The 17,455-nt window shown below is 60.0% G+C and carries 15 protein-coding genes; 6 read left to right on the top strand and 9 right to left on the bottom strand.

What is annotated here, in order from left to right; all coding sequences use genetic code 11:
- Positions 1–66: 66 nt before the first annotated feature.
- From KI609_RS11080 to KI609_RS11045, 8 genes are all read right to left on the bottom strand, one after another.
- The gene (locus KI609_RS11080) at positions 67–2,166 is read right to left on the bottom strand and encodes a 3-hydroxyacyl-CoA dehydrogenase NAD-binding domain-containing protein (RefSeq protein ID WP_226449977.1); all 2,100 of its coding nucleotides are present in this window, start codon (positions 2,164–2,166) and stop codon (positions 67–69) included.
- A 487-nt stretch (positions 2,167–2,653) separates the two neighbouring features.
- A complete protein-coding gene (locus tag KI609_RS11075) occupies positions 2,654–4,303 on the bottom strand; it encodes an oleate hydratase (protein ID WP_226449975.1) in 1,650 nt (549 codons plus the stop codon).
- A 268-nt stretch (positions 4,304–4,571) separates the two neighbouring features.
- Entirely contained in the window at positions 4,572–5,267 is a 696-nt protein-coding gene (locus tag KI609_RS11070) for an ABC transporter ATP-binding protein (RefSeq protein WP_226449973.1), read from the bottom strand.
- 3 nt (positions 5,268–5,270) lie between these two features.
- Positions 5,271–6,056: an ABC transporter ATP-binding protein gene (locus KI609_RS11065; protein ID WP_226449970.1), complete on the bottom strand. Its 786-nt coding sequence runs from the start codon at positions 6,054–6,056 to the stop codon at positions 5,271–5,273.
- Positions 6,057–6,061: 5 nt separating this feature from the next.
- Positions 6,062–7,381, bottom strand: a complete 1,320-nt coding sequence (locus KI609_RS11060; protein ID WP_226449968.1) for a branched-chain amino acid ABC transporter permease — start codon at positions 7,379–7,381, stop codon at positions 6,062–6,064.
- A gap of 4 nt (positions 7,382–7,385) precedes the next feature.
- Positions 7,386–8,339, bottom strand: coding sequence for a branched-chain amino acid ABC transporter permease (locus KI609_RS11055; protein WP_226449965.1), 954 nt, complete (start codon positions 8,337–8,339; stop codon positions 7,386–7,388).
- Positions 8,340–8,411: 72 nt separating this feature from the next.
- Positions 8,412–9,644: a branched-chain amino acid ABC transporter substrate-binding protein gene (locus KI609_RS11050; RefSeq protein ID WP_226449963.1), complete on the bottom strand. Its 1,233-nt coding sequence runs from the start codon at positions 9,642–9,644 to the stop codon at positions 8,412–8,414.
- Positions 9,645–9,913: 269 nt separating this feature from the next.
- The gene (locus tag KI609_RS11045) at positions 9,914–11,557 is read right to left on the bottom strand and encodes a 3-(methylthio)propionyl-CoA ligase (protein ID WP_226449961.1); all 1,644 of its coding nucleotides are present in this window, start codon (positions 11,555–11,557) and stop codon (positions 9,914–9,916) included.
- A 271-nt stretch (positions 11,558–11,828) separates the two neighbouring features.
- Between KI609_RS11045 and KI609_RS11040 the strand changes: the two genes are divergently transcribed.
- The 6 genes from KI609_RS11040 to KI609_RS11015 all read left to right on the top strand — a co-directional run bounded on the left by KI609_RS11040 (position 11,829) and on the right by KI609_RS11015 (position 16,400).
- Positions 11,829–12,515: a Crp/Fnr family transcriptional regulator gene (locus KI609_RS11040; RefSeq protein WP_226449959.1), complete on the top strand. Its 687-nt coding sequence runs from the start codon at positions 11,829–11,831 to the stop codon at positions 12,513–12,515.
- A gap of 239 nt (positions 12,516–12,754) precedes the next feature.
- A complete protein-coding gene (locus tag KI609_RS11035) occupies positions 12,755–14,299 on the top strand; it encodes a protein adenylyltransferase SelO (RefSeq protein WP_226449957.1) in 1,545 nt (514 codons plus the stop codon).
- Positions 14,296–14,709 (top strand): peptide-methionine (R)-S-oxide reductase MsrB, encoded by a 414-nt coding sequence (gene msrB / locus KI609_RS11030; RefSeq protein ID WP_226449955.1) that lies wholly within the window; start codon positions 14,296–14,298, stop codon positions 14,707–14,709. Before KI609_RS11035 ends, msrB begins: the two co-directional genes overlap by 4 nt.
- Positions 14,710–14,733: 24 nt before the next feature.
- Entirely contained in the window at positions 14,734–15,273 is a 540-nt protein-coding gene (locus tag KI609_RS11025) for a septation protein A (protein WP_226449952.1), read from the top strand.
- A gap of 11 nt (positions 15,274–15,284) precedes the next feature.
- Complete coding sequence (locus tag KI609_RS11020) at positions 15,285–15,545, top strand: BolA family protein (RefSeq protein ID WP_226449950.1); 261 nt, start codon at positions 15,285–15,287, stop codon at positions 15,543–15,545.
- 69 nt (positions 15,546–15,614) lie between these two features.
- The gene (locus KI609_RS11015; RefSeq protein ID WP_226449948.1) at positions 15,615–16,400 is read left to right on the top strand and encodes a peptidylprolyl isomerase; all 786 of its coding nucleotides are present in this window, start codon (positions 15,615–15,617) and stop codon (positions 16,398–16,400) included.
- Positions 16,401–16,546: 146 nt separating this feature from the next.
- Here the strand turns inward: KI609_RS11015 and KI609_RS11010 are convergent, their stop codons facing one another.
- A complete protein-coding gene (locus KI609_RS11010) occupies positions 16,547–17,308 on the bottom strand; it encodes a DUF1624 domain-containing protein (RefSeq protein WP_226450333.1) in 762 nt (253 codons plus the stop codon).
- Between the last annotated feature and the right edge of the window lie 147 nt (positions 17,309–17,455).

Raw genomic sequence — 17,455 nt, 5'->3', positions numbered from 1 at the left:
AAGGCGTGCGCATCCGGTGCGGCTTCACTGCATCAATCAATTCGATCGGATCAAGCGATCCAGCGATCAGGCAAATGCCTTGCCTTCGGCTGCCAGCTTGGCCAGCAGCGGAGCGGGCTTCCAGAACTCCGCATCGTCGTTGGGGTTCTTGGCAAAACGGTCCATGGCCTGCACCACGTTGAACAGACCCACTTCGCTGGCGTAGTGCATGGGGCCGCCACGGTGGATGGGGAAGCCGTAGCCGGTCAGGTACACCATGTCGATGTCGCCGGACTTGCTGGCAATGCCGTCTTCCAGGATGTGCGCGCCTTCGTTGACCAGAGCGAACACCAGGCGCTGCACGATTTCTTCGTCCGAAATCTTGCGTGGCGTGATGCCGAGTTCCTTGCGGTGGTCTTCGATCATCTTGTTGACCAGGTCGCTCGGGATCGCGTCGCGCTTGCCGGCCTGGTAGTCGTACCAGCCTGCGCCGGTCTTCTGGCCAAAGCGGCCCAGTTCACACAGCTTGTCGGCCGTGCGGCTGTACTTCATGTCGGCGCGCTCGACGGCGCGGCGCTTGCGGATCGCCCAGCCGATGTCGTTGCCCGCCAGGTCGCCCATGCGGAACGGGCCCATGGCAAAGCCGAACTTCTCGACGGCCTTGTCCACCTGCTGGGGCGTGCAGCCTTCGTCCAGCAGAAATCCTGCCTGGCGGCTGTACTGCTCGATCATGCGGTTGCCGATGAAGCCGTCGCATACGCCCGAGACCACCGAGGTCTTCTTGATCTTCTTGCCGATGGCCATCACGGTGGCCAGCACGTCCTTGGCGGTCTCTTTGCCACGCACCACTTCCAAGAGCTTCATCACGTTGGCAGGGCTGAAGAAGTGCATGCCCACCACGTCCTGCGGTCGCTTGGTAAACGCTGCGATCTTGTCCACGTCGAGCGTGGAAGTGTTGGAGGCCAGGATGGCGCCGGGCTTGGCCACGGCGTCGAGTTGCTTGAACACGGCTTCCTTGACGCCCATTTCTTCGAACACGGCCTCGATGATGAGGTCGCAGTCCTTCAAGTCGTCGTAGCTCAGCGTGGTGGTCAGCAGGGCCATGCGCTGTTCGTACTTGTCTTGCTTGAGCTTGCCCTTCTTGACCTGGGCTTCGTAGTTCTTCTGGATGGTTGCGATGCCACGGTCCAGGGCTTCCTGCTTCATCTCCAGAATCTTGACGGGGATGCCCGCGTTCAGGAAGTTCATGGAGATGCCGCCGCCCATGGTGCCTGCGCCAATCACGCCCACCTGCTTGATGTCGCGCTTGGGGGTGTCGGAGGCCACATCAGGGATCTTGCTCGCTGCACGCTCGGCCATGAACAGGTGGCGCAGTGCGCGCGACTCGGGGGTCCACATCAGGTTGATGAACAGCTCACGCTCGACCAACATGCCTTCTGCAAACTTCTTCTTGGTGGCGGCTTCGACGGCGTCCACGCACTTGGGCGGGGCCGGATAGTTCTTGGCCATGCCGTTGACCATGTTGCGGGCGAACTGAAAGTACGCGTCGCCCTCGGGGTGTTTGCAGGGCAGATTGCGCACCAGCGGCAGGGGGCGTGCATCGGCCACACTTTGTGCATAGGCCAGGGCTTCTGCCGCCAGCGATTCGGCCGACGCGGCCATCTTGTCAAACAGCTTCTGCCCAGGCATGGCGCCAATCATTTCGCTCTTGACGGGCTCGCCGCTCACGATGAGGTTGAGCGCGGCTTCGACACCGATCACGCGCGGCAGGCGCTGCGTGCCGCCCGCGCCAGGAATCAGGCCCAGTTTCACTTCGGGCAACGCAATCAAGCAGCCAGGGGCCGCAATGCGGTAGTGGCAGCCAAGGGCCAGTTCCAGGCCGCCGCCCATGGCGACAGTGTGCATGGCGGCAACGACCGGCTTGGAAGAGTTCTCGATGGCGGCGATCACCGACAGCAGATTGGGCTCTTGCAAAGACTTGTCGGTGCCAAATTCTTTGATGTCGGCGCCGCCTGAAAACGCCTCACCGGCCCCGGTGATGACGATGGACTTCACGGCGGCGTCAGCGTTGGCACGGTTCAACCCGTCCACAATGCCTTGGCGGGTCGCAAGACCGAGCCCGTTGACAGGTGGATTCGACATGGTGATCACGGCAACGGCGCCGTGGACTTTGTATTCAGCGGTCATGCTGTTGTCCCTTGGAAAGTAAAAAAGAACGATCGTGCGATTTTATTGTAGAGGCTGCCACTGACTTTGCCAGTGACAGGGGGTATCTATTTGTCCCGCCCGGGACAAGATGCGGGCCATGCCCCACAGAAAGCGATAAGCAGCGATGTCACCTTTAGAACGTGTTTACGATCTCGCAGGGAATCGCGTTGGAGCGCAATCGGGATGAGTGGATGCTTTGGATGCGCCGCATGGGCTCGTGCCCATGCAAGCAGCCGGAGCGTTCAATCGCCCGATTTCGCTCCAACCCTTCGGGCAGCGGTCTTTGCGGGCGGTCTGCGGTGTTGCGGCGCTTGCCAATAGCCTAGCTATTGGCTGCTCCCCGCGCCTTGCATCCCATCCCGCAAAGACCGCTGCGCGACCCCTGGGAGATCCTAAACACGTTCTTAGCGCGATGCCCCATGCAAAAGCCCCTCGCACGGGGCTTTTGCAGCGGTCGCTCGGCACATTAGCTGAAAGCGGCTTCGAGGGCGTGCAGCCCTACTTTCGGGTCCAGCATGCCGTTGTAAATCGCCGGAATTTCACGGTCAATGCCCAGCAGGTGGTACACCGCCACCATCGCACAGCGCACCGAATATTCGACAGTGAACACCACATCACCGTCCATTTCGACAAACTGCCCCAGAAAAGCGAAGTTCTGCGAACCCTCGGGGAGCACCAAAGGACGGTCGCCCGCAGCGCGGCAGGCAAACAGGGCCGACGCGTAAGGCAGCATCACGGTGGTGACGTCGGTAGTAGCCAGCGCATGGTCGAGCAGGTCCTCAAAACCCATCTGGTGAATGAGCTCGGTGAGGATCTCTTTGCCCGTGGCCTGCGACATGGGCTTGCGCACGTAATCACCCAGGTTATCTACCTGAAACCCGTACCCCCACAGCGTGTAAGTGCCCTGTGCCTGGCCATAAAAATGGGGCTGATAGGGCACCACCACCGACAGATGCCAGCCGGATTCGTACCAGGTCATCAAAGCCCCGGTGCCGGGCTGGTTGCCCGAGTATTCGGTGATGCGCTGCAGGAGGCGGTCGTCGCGCATGGTGAGCGTGAACGACTCCCACTTGTGCTCATCGACATTGCCGCAGAACGCGGTGGGACGGCCGAAGTCAGGGGCCTTTTGGGCAATCTTTTCCCACAATGCCCAGCCGTGGTCTTGCCGGTCGCGCACCAACGCAGGCACATCGTCGTTGCCACCATAGCGCGCGTCAGGCGTGATGGAGCCCAGCGTGAAAAAGGCCAGGTCGTCGGCGCCCAGGTCCAGCGTGACGCTGGTCGCTGCGGTGGTGGAGGTACCCCGCCCTTTTTCCACCTGCAGTGCGGTTGCCCTGCGTGTGCCATCGGGCTGCTCTGCAAACGTGGCATCGGTCACGCGGTGACCAAAGCGCACATCCACGCCCTGCTCCATCAGCCAGCGCTGCAGCGGCACAACGAGCGAATCGTATTGGTTGTATTTGGTGCGCTTGACACCGGCAAGGGTATGGATGCGCGGAAACTCCTGCACGAACCGCAGGAAATAGCGGCGCAACTCGATGGCGCTGTGCCACTTCTGGAACGCAAACGTCGTGCGCCACATGCGCCAGAAATTCGTCTGAAAGAACGCCTCGTCAAAAAACTCGTCGATGCGACGGCTGCCGATATGGTCTTCGCTGAGCGCCAGCAGGCGCAGCATCTGCACGCGATGCCCCATCGAAAAACCCAGCTTCTGTGCGTCGGCAATCACATGACGGGCATCGATGAGGCGGGCTTGTGCATGGGTCTGCACTTGGGTGTTGAACTGGCGGCATTCCTCACGCACCGACAGGCCCGGGTTTTCCAGTGAGGGAATGCTTTCGAACAGGTCCCACAGGCACAGGTAGGTTTCGTCGGTCAGCATGCGGCCGCCACGCGTCACCCATGTCTGGGGAGCTTGTGCGTTGGGCGCAGCGCCGCCGTCCAGCGAGCCACCGGGCATATCGGTCTCTTCGAGAATGTGAATATGGCTGGCCGGAACCTTGCCGTCACGGATGGCAAAGGCGGCAACCGACATACCCGCAATGCCGCCCCCAACGATCCACAGCTGTGCTGTCTGGGGGTTGGCAAGCGAAGGCGTTGGACTGTGTTTTTTCATGCGATGACTTCCCGTGGGTAAAAAAGAGCGCCCGGCGAAATCTGCAGCCAACGCAGCAAAAGCGTCGCATACGGGTGCCTCAGTCACGCGTCCGCAAAAGACGAAACGCTGTGGACACAAGATTTATACGCTCGCCACATGACCACACTGCACCGCAGCCACGCCGCATGCAGATGCAGATCAAAAAGCAGTGGCCTGCGCGCGAAAAAAAAACCCCGACAGCGACGCCGGGGCTTGAAATATCGCAATGACAATCCTTTGTTTTTTTTCAGACTTCTAACCATTCCTTGCGCACGTAGTTGTCCGCGCGCAGGCTTTCGGGGGTGCCCTGAAACACGATGGAGCCGTGCCCCATGACCAGCGCCCGGTCCGAGATCTTCATCGCAATGGTGAGCTTTTGCTCGATCAACAGCACCGAAATGCCCCGGGCCTTGATGGTCTGCAGATACTGCCCCACCAGCTCGACGATCTTGGGCGCAAGACCTTCAGTGGGTTCATCGATGATGATGAGATCAGGGTCCCCCATGAGCGTGCGGCACAGCGTGAGCATCTGTTGCTCGCCACCCGACATCACCCCCGCCTCGGTGTGCTGGCGCTCCTTGAGGCGCGGGAACATGGTGTACATATCGTCGAACGACCAGCGGCTGCTCTTTCCTTTGCCTTTCTGGCCCAGCAGCAAGTTCTGGTGCACGGTGAGGTTGGGAAACACGTCGCGGCTCTCGGGCACATAACCGATGCCCAGGTGGGCGATCTCGTAGGCTTTCTTGCCACGGATGTCCTGGCCCTTGAAGTTAATGGCTCCCTCCCAGTCCACCAGGCCCATGATGGCCTTGGCGGTGGTCGAGCGGCCCGAACCGTTGCGGCCCAGCAGCGCCACGATCTCGCCGGGTTGCACATCAAAGCCCACGCCATGCAGCACATGGCTCTTGCCGTAGTAGGCATGAAGGTTGTCTATTTTCAGCATAAGTCAGTGTCCCGCACCCTGTTCATCGGCCACGGCAGAGCCCAGATAAGCCTCCTGCACGCGCGGGTTAGCGCGCACCTTGTCGGGGGTATCGAAAGCGATCACCTCGCCATAGACCACCACGGCGATCCGGTCAGCCAGGCCGAACACCACCCCCATGTCGTGCTCCACCGTGAGCAGCGTGCGGCCTTCGGTGACTTCCTTGATGAGATGGATGAACCGCATGGTCTCGGTCTTGCTCATGCCGGCCGTCGGTTCGTCCAGCAAGATCACATTGGCACCGCCCGCAATGGTGATGCCGATCTCCAGCGCGCGCTGCTCGGCATAGGTAAGGTTCATCGCCAGCGTGTCGCGCTTCTTGTCGAGCTTGATCATCTCCATGAGCTCTTTGGCACGCTGGTTGGCATCGCGCAAGCTCGACAGAAAACGCAGGAACGTGTACTTGTAGCCCATGCTCCACAGCACGCCACAGCGCAGGTTCTCGAACACGCTCAGCTTGGGGAAGATGTTCGTGATCTGAAAACTGCGCGACAGCCCCTGGCGGTTGATCTCATACGGAGGCAATCCGTTGATACGCTGGCCGTTCAAGATAACGTCGCCACTGGTGGGGGCAAAACGCCCGCTGATCAAATTGAACAGCGTGGATTTACCGGCACCATTGGGGCCGATGATGGCCACGCGCTCTCCCGGCGTCACCGCCAAATTCGCCCCTCGGATGATTTCAGTCTTGCCAAAACTCTTGCGCAGGTCACGCAGCTCGAGGGCATAGGTTGCATTGTCAGCCGCCATGGTTACTAGGCCCCCCCACGCTTGATTTCATGTTCAATTTCTTCCTGAATCTGGCTCCATTGGCGCACAAACTGGCGCCGGCAGAGCTCAAAAAGCCCAAACCCTGTCAGCATCACAAAAACAGCGCCAAACCAGGTGTTGTAGCCCGTGGCATTGAGCGTTGCCCCCAGGAACGTGAGCTCTGGCCCCAGCGCGGCATTGAGCTGCAGGTGGTAGGTCATCTCGATCATGCAAGCGGCGCCCAGCACCCCCACCAACCCCGCACCCGCAAGACCCAGATACGACGTCCAGAGTTGCCGCAGCTTGCCGTATTTGGCCAGGCGCAAATTCATCATGACCAGGCTGGCCACACCACCGGGCGCATACATCACCATGAAAAGGAACACCAGCCCCAGGTAGAGCAGCCAGGCCTTTGACAGCTCGGACAACAACACCGAGGCGAGCACCAGCAGGACCGCACCGATGATCGGCCCGAAGAAGAACGTGGCCCCACCCAGAAAGGTGAACAACAGGTAGCCCCCGGAGCGAACCACATTCAGGCTGTCAGCGCCGGTCACGATCTCAAAATTGATGGTGGCCAGCCCACCACCGATGCCTGCAAAAAAGCCGGCAATGATGAAAGCGAAATAACGCACGCGCTGCGTGTTGTAGCCAATGAACTCCACACGTTCGGGGTTGTCGCGCACAGCGTTCAGAATGCGCCCCAAAGGCGTTCCGGTGAACGCAAACATGGCTGCCGTGCACACAAAACAATAGGCTGCGATCAGGTAGTACACCTGAATGGCCGGGCCGAAGCTGATGCCCAAAAATGCAGAGCCATACACGCGGTCGGTGGTGATGCCGCCCTCGCCCCCAAAGAACTCGGGGAACATCAGCGCCATCGAGGCCACCAATTCACCAATACCCAGGGTGATCATGGCAAACGTGGTGCCCGATTTCTTGGTGGTCACAAACCCCAGCAAGATGGCAAAAAAGGCCCCGGCCAAACCACCGACCAAGGGGATGAGCACCAGCGGGATGTTGAAGCTGCCTTTGCTCGCCATGTTCATCGTATGGATGGCGATAAAAGAACCCAGCCCGGTATACACGGCGTGGCCAAAACTCAGCATCCCCCCCTGCCCCAGCAAGATGTTGTAAGACAGGCAGATGATGATCAGATAACCAATTTGGGACAGCATGGTCATTGCGAGGCTGCTGCGAAACAGCATGGGCGCAACGATGAGCGCGACGGCAAACAGCGTCCATATGACCCATCGACCGATGTTCCAGGGGGTGAACCGGTAGTGCGGCGCAGCGCCCGAGACAGTGTTGTTCTTGGAGTTCATGGCTTCAGTCCTCCCGCGTGCCGAGCAAGCCCTTGGGGCGGAATATCAGGATCAACACCAGAAACAGGTACGGCAGGATAGGAGCGACCTGGGAGATGGTGAGTTTGAGCAACGGATAGCCAAAAGTGTTCTCAGTCACCGTCATGCCCACAGAGGTGAAAACGCTGATCAGCGAATAGTCCAGCGCCACGGCAAAGGTCTGAACCAGGCCGATGAGCAGCGACGCCAGGAAGGCGCCCGCCAAGGAGCCCATGCCCCCCACCACCACCACCACAAAGATGATGGAGCCGACCGAGCCGGCCATGGCAGGCTCTGTGACGTAGGTGTTGCCGCCAATCACGCCCGCAAGCCCCGCCAGTGCCGCGCCACCACCAAACACCAGCATGAAAACACGCGGCACGTTGTGGCCCAACGCCTCCACCATCTCGGGGTATTTGAGCGCAGCCTGAATCACGAGGCCAATGCGCGTGCGCGTGAGCAGCAACCACACCGACACCAGCATCAACATCGCCACCAGCATCACGAACGACCGCGACTTGGGGAACTGCGTGCCATACAGAGAAAACAGCGGGCCCTGCAGTTGCTCAGGCAGGCCGTAGGGCACGGTGGACCGGCCCCACACCAGCTGCACCACTTCCAGTATCAGATACGACAGACCGAAGGTCACCAGCAATTCGGGCACATGCCCAAACTTGTGCACCCTGCGCAGGCAATAGCGCTCAAACGCAGCCCCCAGCACAAACACCAGCAAGGGGGACAGCACCAGTGCCGGCCAGAACCCCACCACACCGGAAATGGTGAAGGCGAAATACGCCCCCAGCATGTAAAAACTGGTGTGTGCAAAGTTGAGCACACCCATCATGCTGAAGATCAGCGTGAGACCAGAGCTCAGCATGAACAGCAAGAGCCCATAGCTCACGCCGTTCAGCAAAGAGATCACGAAAAACTCAGAATTCATTGGAATTTTTCACAACGGGAGGGGGTAAAAAAAAGGCCCGATGGTGTCGGGCCTCTGCGCGATGCACCGGATTTACGGACGCTTCATCTGGCACGATGTGGGCGTGCTGGCCACATAGGGTTCGTAGTACTTCACGGGGACGAAGGTATAGCCCGTGCTCTCAGAATCCAGCGGGTACTTGCCACCGGCCTTTTCCCACTTCGAAATGAACAGGCCTTGCTGCAGCTGGTGGTCAGTCTTGCGCATTTCGACCTCACCATTGAAGCTCTTGAACTTCATGCCTTCCAGCACGGCAGCCACCTTGACCGGATCGGTGGACTTGGCTTTCACAAAGGCGCTGTCCAGCATGCTGAAGGCGTGATACACAGCGCCGGTATACATGTCGTCGTTGAACTTCTTTTTGTAGTCCACCACGATCTTGTTGATCTCGCCAGGCAGATTCAAGTGGGCGTAGGCCACCATGTAGACATGGCCCGCTGCAGAGGCGCCCATGGCGGTGGGGGCGCCGGTGACCGAGCCGTAGTAGGTGTAGAAGTTGACGTTGTTCAGACCGGCATCGTTGGCGGCCTTGATGAGCAGCGCCAGGTCAGAACCCCAGTTGCCGGTGATCACGGAGTCGGCACCCGACTGCTTGATCTTGGCAATGTAGGGCGAGAAGTCGCGCACCTGGGCCAACGGCGCAAGGTCGTCACCCACGATTTGCACATCAGGGCGCTTGCGCTTGAGCATTTCCTTGGCGTATTTGGAAACCTGGTGACCGTGCGAGTAGTTCTGGTTGATCAGGTAGACCTTCTTGACTTCAGGCTGGTCTTTCATGAAGGTCGTCAGCGCTTCCATCTTCATGGACGTGTCTGCATCCAGACGGAAGTGCCAATAGCTGCACTTGCTGTTGGTGAGGTCGGGGTCCACGGCCGCATAGTTGAGGAACAGAACTTCCTTGCCGGGATTGCGCGCGTTGTGTTTTTCCAGCGCGTCCATGATGGCGAGGGCCGGGCCTGAGCCGTTGCCCTGCACTACATAGCGCGCGCCCTGGTCCATGGCCGAGCGCAAGGCACTGGTGGTTTCTTGTGGGCTGAGTTTGTTGTCGATGCCGATGATTTCAAATTTGACGCCAGCAGCGTTCTTCTTGTTGAACTCTTCGGAGATGAACTGAAAGCTCTTGAGCTGGTTGGTTCCCACTGCAGCCATCAGGCCGGAGAGCGGGTCGAGCCAGGCGATTTTTACCGTTTCGCCTTTTTGAGCGAATGCCCCGCCAGCGCTTACCAATATTAGCGACGCAGCTACAGCCTTAATAGCAAATTTCATGGTTTTGTCTCCTAGTGAATCGACACAACGCAGCGTACCGCGTTGCAACAAAGCGATGCTCAGGGATTGCCCCTAGCAGCGTCGCACACGTGACTGGACTCGGTTTCACCCCCTGAGGCGCTGCGCGCCTTCACCCCTCTCTCGCTGCGCGGGAGGGGGATGCACCCGGTGGCCTGACAGAGCCAGTTCCACGGGTGCACTGGCTTAGGCCCCGCCAGTTTCATAGGCCGCGACGATGACGATGGCACTGTCATGACCGATGACTTGTCTCAAAGACCTGGAAGCTTGTAATCCTTGAGCTGCTCACGCAGTTTGGTCTTGAGCATCTTGCCGGTAGCACCCAGCGGTATGGCATCGACAAACACCACGTCGTCCGGGATCTGCCACTTGGCGGTCTTGCCTTCGTAGAAGGCCAGCAACTCTTCGCGCGTCACCTCTGCGCCAGGCCGCTTGACCACGGCCACGATGGGGCGCTCGTCCCACTTGGGGTGTGGCATGCCCACGCAGGCCGCCATGGCAATCGCGGGGTGGGCCATGGCGATGTTCTCGATGTCGATGGAGCTGATCCACTCGCCACCGGACTTGATCACGTCCTTGCTGCGGTCGGTGATCTGCATGAAGCCGTCAGCATCGATGGTGGCTACATCACCCGTGGGGAACCAGCCACGGCCCTGCGCGTCGCGCACCAGCGGGTCGCCGCCCTCGCCCTTGAAGTAGCTGCCCACAATCCACGGTCCCTTGACCAGCAGATCGCCATAGGTCTTGCCGTCCCAGGGCAGCTCATTGCCGTCGCCCCCCACGATCTTCATGTCCACGCCGTAGATCGCACGGCCCTGCTTTTGCAGCACCTTCATCTGCTCGTCCTTGGACATGAGCAGGTGCTTGTTCTTCAAGGTGCACAGCGTGCCCAGCGGGCTCATCTCGGTCATGCCCCAGGCGTGCAGCACCTCCACGCCGTAGTCTTCCTTGAACGCGTGGATCATGGCCGGCGGGCAGGCCGATCCGCCAATCACGGTGCGGCGCAGCGTGGAGAACTTGAGGCCTGCAGGCTTCATGTGGCCCAGCATCATCTGCCACACCGTGGGCACGCCAGCCGCGTAGGTGACCTTCTCCGCTTCGATGAGTTCGTAAATCGACTTGCCGTCCATCGCCGGACCCGGAAACACGAGCTTGCAGCCCGTGAGCGCGGCCGAGTACGGAATGCCCCAGGCATTGACGTGGAACATGGGCACCACGGGCAGCACCGAGTCACGGGCCGACAGGCACATCACATCGGGCAGCGCCGCAGCGTAAGCGTGCAGCGTGGTAGAGCGGTGGCTGTACAGCGCGGCCTTGGGGTTGCCTGTGGTGCCGCTGGTGTAGCACATGCTTGACGCCGAGTTCTCGTCAAATTCGGGCCACGCATAGTCGGGTGATTGCGCACCAATCCAGGTTTCGTAGCTGGTGAGGCCAGGGATTCCCGAATCCGCAGGCAATTTGTCAGCGTCGCACAGGGCCACCCATTTCTTCACATTGGGGCACTTGGCATGCACTGCTTGCACCAGGGGCAGGAAGGTCGTGTCAAAACACATCACCTGGTCTTCGGCGTGATTGACGATCCAGGCAATCTGATCGGGATGCAAGCGCGGGTTCACGGTGTGCAGCACACGGCCGGACCCGCTCACGCCAAAGTACATCTCCATGTGACGATAGCCGTTCCAGGCGAGCGTGGCGACGCGGTCGCTGAACTGCAGCTTGAGCGCATCCAGCGCATTGGCCAGGCGGCGCGAACGCGTCGCTAGATCACGATAGGTGTAACGATGAATGTCACCCTCTACCCGGCGCGAAACGATTTCAGCGTCGCCATGGTGGCGTTCGGCGAATTCAATCAGCGACGAAATCAGCAACGGTTGACTTTGCATCAGGCCCAGCATGGGTGCTCCTTGAATGGTGTGGTGGCAAAAATAATCATCGTAGCGCGAGGTGTCTGACGGCGGTGTCTCGGCGGTACCAACACCAGCCCATCACCGCCCGGTGTGTGCGCTCAATCCGGTTGGAAAGCCTGCGTTGCAGGCGGAGAAACAACTGCTGCCCAAGCCTTCAGTGTGCGCCGGACCACTGTAGCTGCCAACACTTGTCGTCCCGTTGACAAACGCCGAGGGATTACCCTGAACGCCCCGCTGTGCCACGGCGACAATGGCGGCCATGCTTAGCTCGTCACCCTCTGCCTCGCGGTTCATTTCGGCCCAGCCATGGTTTGGCAGCATTCCCGCCAACCTGCAGGAACAGCTGTGCAACGAGGTGTCGCTCATGCAGGCAGACAAGGGCGCGGTCATGCTGGCCGCGGGCAGCCGCGTGGATGGTTGGCATGCCGTGCTCAGCGGCCTCGTGATGCTGCAAAGCCCGGCCAGCAAAAAGCGGTCTTCGGCTTTTATCGGGGTGCCCGACGGGGAATGGTTTGGAGAAGGCTCGGCCATGAAACCGGAACCGCGCCGATACAACGTGGTCGCCTTGCGCCCCACCAGCTTGCTGTGCCTGCCGCTGCCGCTGTTTGCCACCCTGCGCAAGACCAGCCTGGCTTTCAACCAGTTCCTGGTGCTGCACCTAAACATGCGACTGGGCCAGGCGATGACCATCATCGAGGCGGGGCGCACCCAATCGACCGAGCACCGCGTGGCTCTGTACCTGAGCCGCCTGTTTTGGCGCAGCACCAGGCGGCTGAACCTCACACAGGATGAGATCGGGCAACTGGTGGGGCTGTCGCGGCAAACCGTGAACAAGGTGCTTCACCTGATGGAAGGCCATGGGATCGTGTCGCTGGACTTCGGGCGCGTGGCCATCGTGGACGACGGGGCGCTGAACGCCTTCCTCGCCGCGACGGCGGCGCGCTGAGGAAGCAATAGTTTGCGCAGGCGCATATCCCTCACCCATGCCGCTGAGGCTGAGGCTGAGGCTGAGGCTGCGGCTGCGGCTGCGGCTGCGGCTGCGGCTGCGGCTGCGGCATCGGGCGTCGGCCCGAGACAGACGTTCGCCCCCAGAGACACACGCAGGCGCGGCAGCTACCAAACACGGGCCACCATGCCAAGGCCCTGCAAGCGGCGGGGCATCCATGGTGCGAGACAATCGGGTCCATGAACCTGACCGCTGAAAGCGACACCTCCGCCGACATTCGCCTGGCCTGGGACCACCGCTTTGCCGCACTCGGCCCCGACTTCTTCACCGAGTTGCGCCCTACGCCGCTTCCTGCGCCCCATTGGGTGGGAACAAGCGCCGAGGTGGCGACATTGCTCGGCCTGAACGAAGCCTGGATGCGCACCGACGAGGCGCTTCAGGCCTTTGCGGGCAACCTCTTGCTCACCGGCTCGCGCCCGCTGGCCAGCGTGTACAGCGGCCATCAGTTTGGCGTGTGGGCTGGCCAGTTGGGTGATGGGCGCGCCATCCTGCTGGGGGAGACCACCAGCGGATGGGAAATCCAGCTCAAGGGCGCTGGCCGCACGCCCTACTCGCGCATGGGGGATGGGCGCGCCGTGCTGCGGTCGAGCGTGCGCGAGTTCTTGTGCAGCGAAGCCATGCACGGCCTGGGCATTCCGACCTCCAGGGCGCTTTGCATCACGGGCTCTCCGGCCCACGTGCGGCGCGAAGAAATTGAAACCGCAGCCGTGGTGACCCGCGCAGCGCCCAGTTTTGTGCGGTTTGGCCATTTCGAGCACTTTGCGGCGACCGGCCAAGAAACGCAGTTGCGGGCCCTCGCTGACTACGTCATCGACCGCTTTTACCCCCAATGCCGCTCGACCACCCTGTTGGCGGGTAACCCTTACGCCGCATTGCTGCAGGCCGTGAGCGAACGTACCGCACGGCTCATGGCGCAATGGCAGGCCGTCGGTTTTTGCCATGGGGTGATGAACACCGACAACATGAGCATCCTGGGGCTGACCATTGACTACGGCCCTTTCCAGTTTCTGGATGCCTTTGTGCCCGGCCATGTGTGCAACCACAGCGACACCCAAGGCCGCTACGCCTACAACCGCCAGCCCAACGTGGCGTACTGGAACCTGTTTTGCTTGGCACAGGCCCTGCTGCCGTTGATCGGCGACCAGGACACCGCCAAGGAAGCACTGGAGTCGTACAAAACCGTATTCCCCACCGAGTTTTTGGCCCGTATGCGCGCAAAGCTGGGCTTGTACGAAGCAGGGAATCACCCTAGCAGCGAGGTCGGAGGCCATGGTGTCGCGGCAGATGTCACGGCAGGTGCCGGCGCCGGTGACACAGAGTTGATCGACACCCTCTTATTGCTATTGGCCCGCAACGCGGTGGACTACACCATCTTCTGGCGGCGCCTGTCGGTCGCAGTGGGCTCGGGTGATTTCGAGCCCGTGTGCGACCTGTTTGCGGACCGCGCCGGATTCGATCAGTGGTTGCTATCGTATTCAGAGCTGCTAGCGCTTATGGATAAAGCGCTATCGGCCGATTTGATGCTAAAAACAAACCCAAAATTCATTTTGCGCAACCACCTGGGCGAACAAGCCATCCGCGCAGCGAAACTCGGAGACTTCAACGAACTCCAAACCCTTCAGCGGTTGCTCGAGCGCCCCTTCGAGGAGCACCCGGGGCACGACGCTTACGCAGACTTCCCGCCCGACTGGGCGTCTTCCATCGAGATCAGCTGTTCATCATGACCTACCCTATCCAGAAAACCGATGCGCAATGGCAAGCCCTCCTGAATGACAAGGGAGCGGAGCCCACCGCCTTGCAGGTCACACGCCACGCAGCTACTGAACGCCCTTTCACCGGCAAATACGAAGCCCATTGGGCCGATGGCAGCTACCACTGCATCTGCTGCGGCACCAAGCTGTTTGACTCGGTGACGAAGTTCGACGCAGGTTGCGGCTGGCCCAGCTTCTCCGAAGCCATTCCCGGCGCGATCACGGAAATCGTGGACCGCAGCCATGGCATGGTTCGCACCGAAACGGTGTGTGCACAATGCGGGGCGCACCTGGGCCATGTCTTTGAAGACGGCCCAGCCCCCACCGGCCTGCGGTATTGCATGAACTCTGCGTCCCTTGACTTTGAGTCAGACAAAACCTGATCGCCGGAATTTCTTTCTGACTCCATGAAAATTCTGATCGACTTCTTCCCCATCCTGCTGTTCTTCGGGGCTTACAAGTTTTACGGCATCTACGTGGGTACCGCCGTGCTCATGGCCGCCACGGCGGCTCAGATGGCGCTGATCTACGCCATCGACCGGCGCTTGCAGACCATGCACAAAGTGACGCTCGCGCTCATCTTCGTGTTTGGCACACTTACGCTGGTGCTGCAGGACGACCGATTCATCAAATGGAAACCCACCGTCCTGTATGGCGCCATGTCGCTGGCACTGGCAGTCGCGCTATGGGCCATGAAGAAGAATTTCCTCAAGATGCTGCTGGGCAGCCAGCTGGAGTTGCCCGACGCCGTATGGCTGAGACTCAATGTGGCCTGGATTATCTATTGCGCCTTCATGTCAGCCATCAACGCCTACGTCGTGATGCACTTCAGCACCGAGGCCTGGGTGGACTTCAAGCTCTGGGGCTACGCCTTTCCACTGGTTTTTCTGGTGTGTCAGGGCATTTATATTGCGCCGCACCTTAAAAGCGACGAACCCACTTCTTGAGAGCCCTGCACATGAACACCCTCGCTCAGCAGATGCACGAAACCCTGGCCAAACGGTTGACTCCGACCCATCTGGAAGTGGTGGACGAAAGTGGCGCCCACGCGGGCCATGCAGGCGCCAATGGCACAGGTTTTGGCACCCATTTTCGGGTACGAATTTCGTCACCTTTCTTTACAGGCAAGCGCCGCGTAGCCCAGCACCGGCTTGTGTATGATGCGCTGCAAGAATTTATTGACCAAGGCGTTCACGCCCTCGCCATTGAAGTTCTCTGAGCCGGCCTCACTTCATCAGTTGCCGGATTTCACTCGGCAAAAAAACCCTCTCCTTTTTTTGGATTTCGCATGAAGAAACAGCTCCTGTCCGGCCTCGTGGCCGCTGCCGTGCTGGGCTCTATGGCCCTGCCCGTTTCCGCCCAGAACATTGCCGTCGTGAATGGCAAGGCTGTGCCCAAAGAGCGCGCAGAAGCGCTCAAGCAGCAGGTGGAACGCTCCGGTCGCCCTTTGACACCCGACATTGACGCCCAGATCAAGGAAGAAGTCATCGCTCGCGAAATCTTCATGCAGGAAGCGCAAAAGCGCGGCTTGGAAGCATCCGCTGACTACAAGACCCAGATGGAAATGGCGCGTCAAGCCATTCTGATCCGCGAGTTGTTTGCCGACTACCAAAAGGCAAACCCTGTGACCGACGCTGAAATCCAGGCCGAATACGACAAGTTCGTTGCGGCCAACAGCGGCAAGGAATACAAGGCCAGCCACATCCTGGTCGAAAAAGAAGCGGACGCCAAAGCCATCATCGCCTCAATCAAAAAAGGCGCCAAATTTGCAGACATCGCCAAGAAGCAGTCCAAGGATCCAGGCTCTGGCGCCAAGGGCGGCGACCTCGACTGGGCCAATCCGTCGAGCTACGTGAGTGAGTTCACTGAAGCGCTCATCAAGCTCCAAAAGGGCCAGATGACCGACACCCCCGTGAAGAGCCAGTTTGGCTGGCACGTGATTCGCCTTGACGATGTCCGCCAGGCAGAGTTGCCCAAGCTCGAGGAAGTCAAGCCCCAGGTGGCCCAGCAGCTTCAGCAGCAAAAGCTGGCCAAGTTCCAGGAAGACCTGCGCGCCAAGGCCAAGGTTGAATAATCCGATCGATCTGGGTCGAATGGTTTTAGACTATTCCTGAAACAAAAAAACGCGACCCAGGTCGCGTTTTTTTATGGGTACTCACAAAATTCCTGAGGGAGTAGCTGCGCCCTTCCGCCATCTCACCATAGCCATAGCCATACCTGTCAAGCTGCTTTGCCGCTCACCCAGACAAAGGCCATCACCAAACCAATCAAGACCGGCTGGTGAAGCATGTAGTAACTCAGACTCCATCGCCCCAACGCAGCAAGCGGGCTGAAAACAAGGGGCACCGGCCGCTGCATCCACGTCGGCTTTTGGGTCACAAGCCACTGCCCTGCAGCAAGCCCCCACCACAACACACCCAGCCAGGGGAAAACAGGCACATAGTCTTCTGTGAACGGTTTGCGGGAGACCAACCCCAACCAGTTGACGGCCCGACCGTTAAACCATGGCGCCGCATCAGCCAGGCCCCCTAGCCCATGGTGCGCCAAGGGAGGCAGCGCCATGGCCAATAGCCCCCCCAGCCAAAGCCATCGCCCCCACCCTGCCGTACACCTTGCGACGACAAGCATCACCGCCATGCCATGCAAAACCCCGAAGTAGATATAGCTTTGCGGGAACATCACGAAAGACCCAGCGGATACCAACAAGGCGCACCCCACAATTTGGATCCAGCGACGTCCAAACCGCAACCACCCCTGGCCCTGGTGCCAGGCGATCGCCTGCCCAAGCCCCGCACAAAAGAGAAAGAGGCTGACGATCAGCGTGCGCTGGGTCGTCCAGAACGGATCAACGCGGAAGTTTTGCGGCCACAGCCCAAAATGGCTCAGGTCAAAGCAGAAATGGAACACCGTCATCCACACCATGGCCAGCCCGCGCAATGCATCGACCGTTTCGTAGCGTTTCGTCGATGCGGCCAAACCCATCTTCGGGACTGCACTTAGTGCCGAAGAGATAGGGGTAACAGACGAAGAAGGTTTCATTGCGTGGCCAGCAAATCAGATCAATGGAGGTATAGGCCCTACCCAGACGCCGAATGGTACAGATGGATGTTGGTGCCAGGCGCCTCGCAC

It is taken from the genome of Acidovorax radicis (assembly GCF_020510705.1).
Lineage (GTDB): Bacteria > Pseudomonadota > Gammaproteobacteria > Burkholderiales > Burkholderiaceae_C > Acidovorax > Acidovorax radicis_A.
Note: the sequence above shows the minus strand (reverse complement) of the source record. Positions and strands in the feature narration are given on the sequence as shown.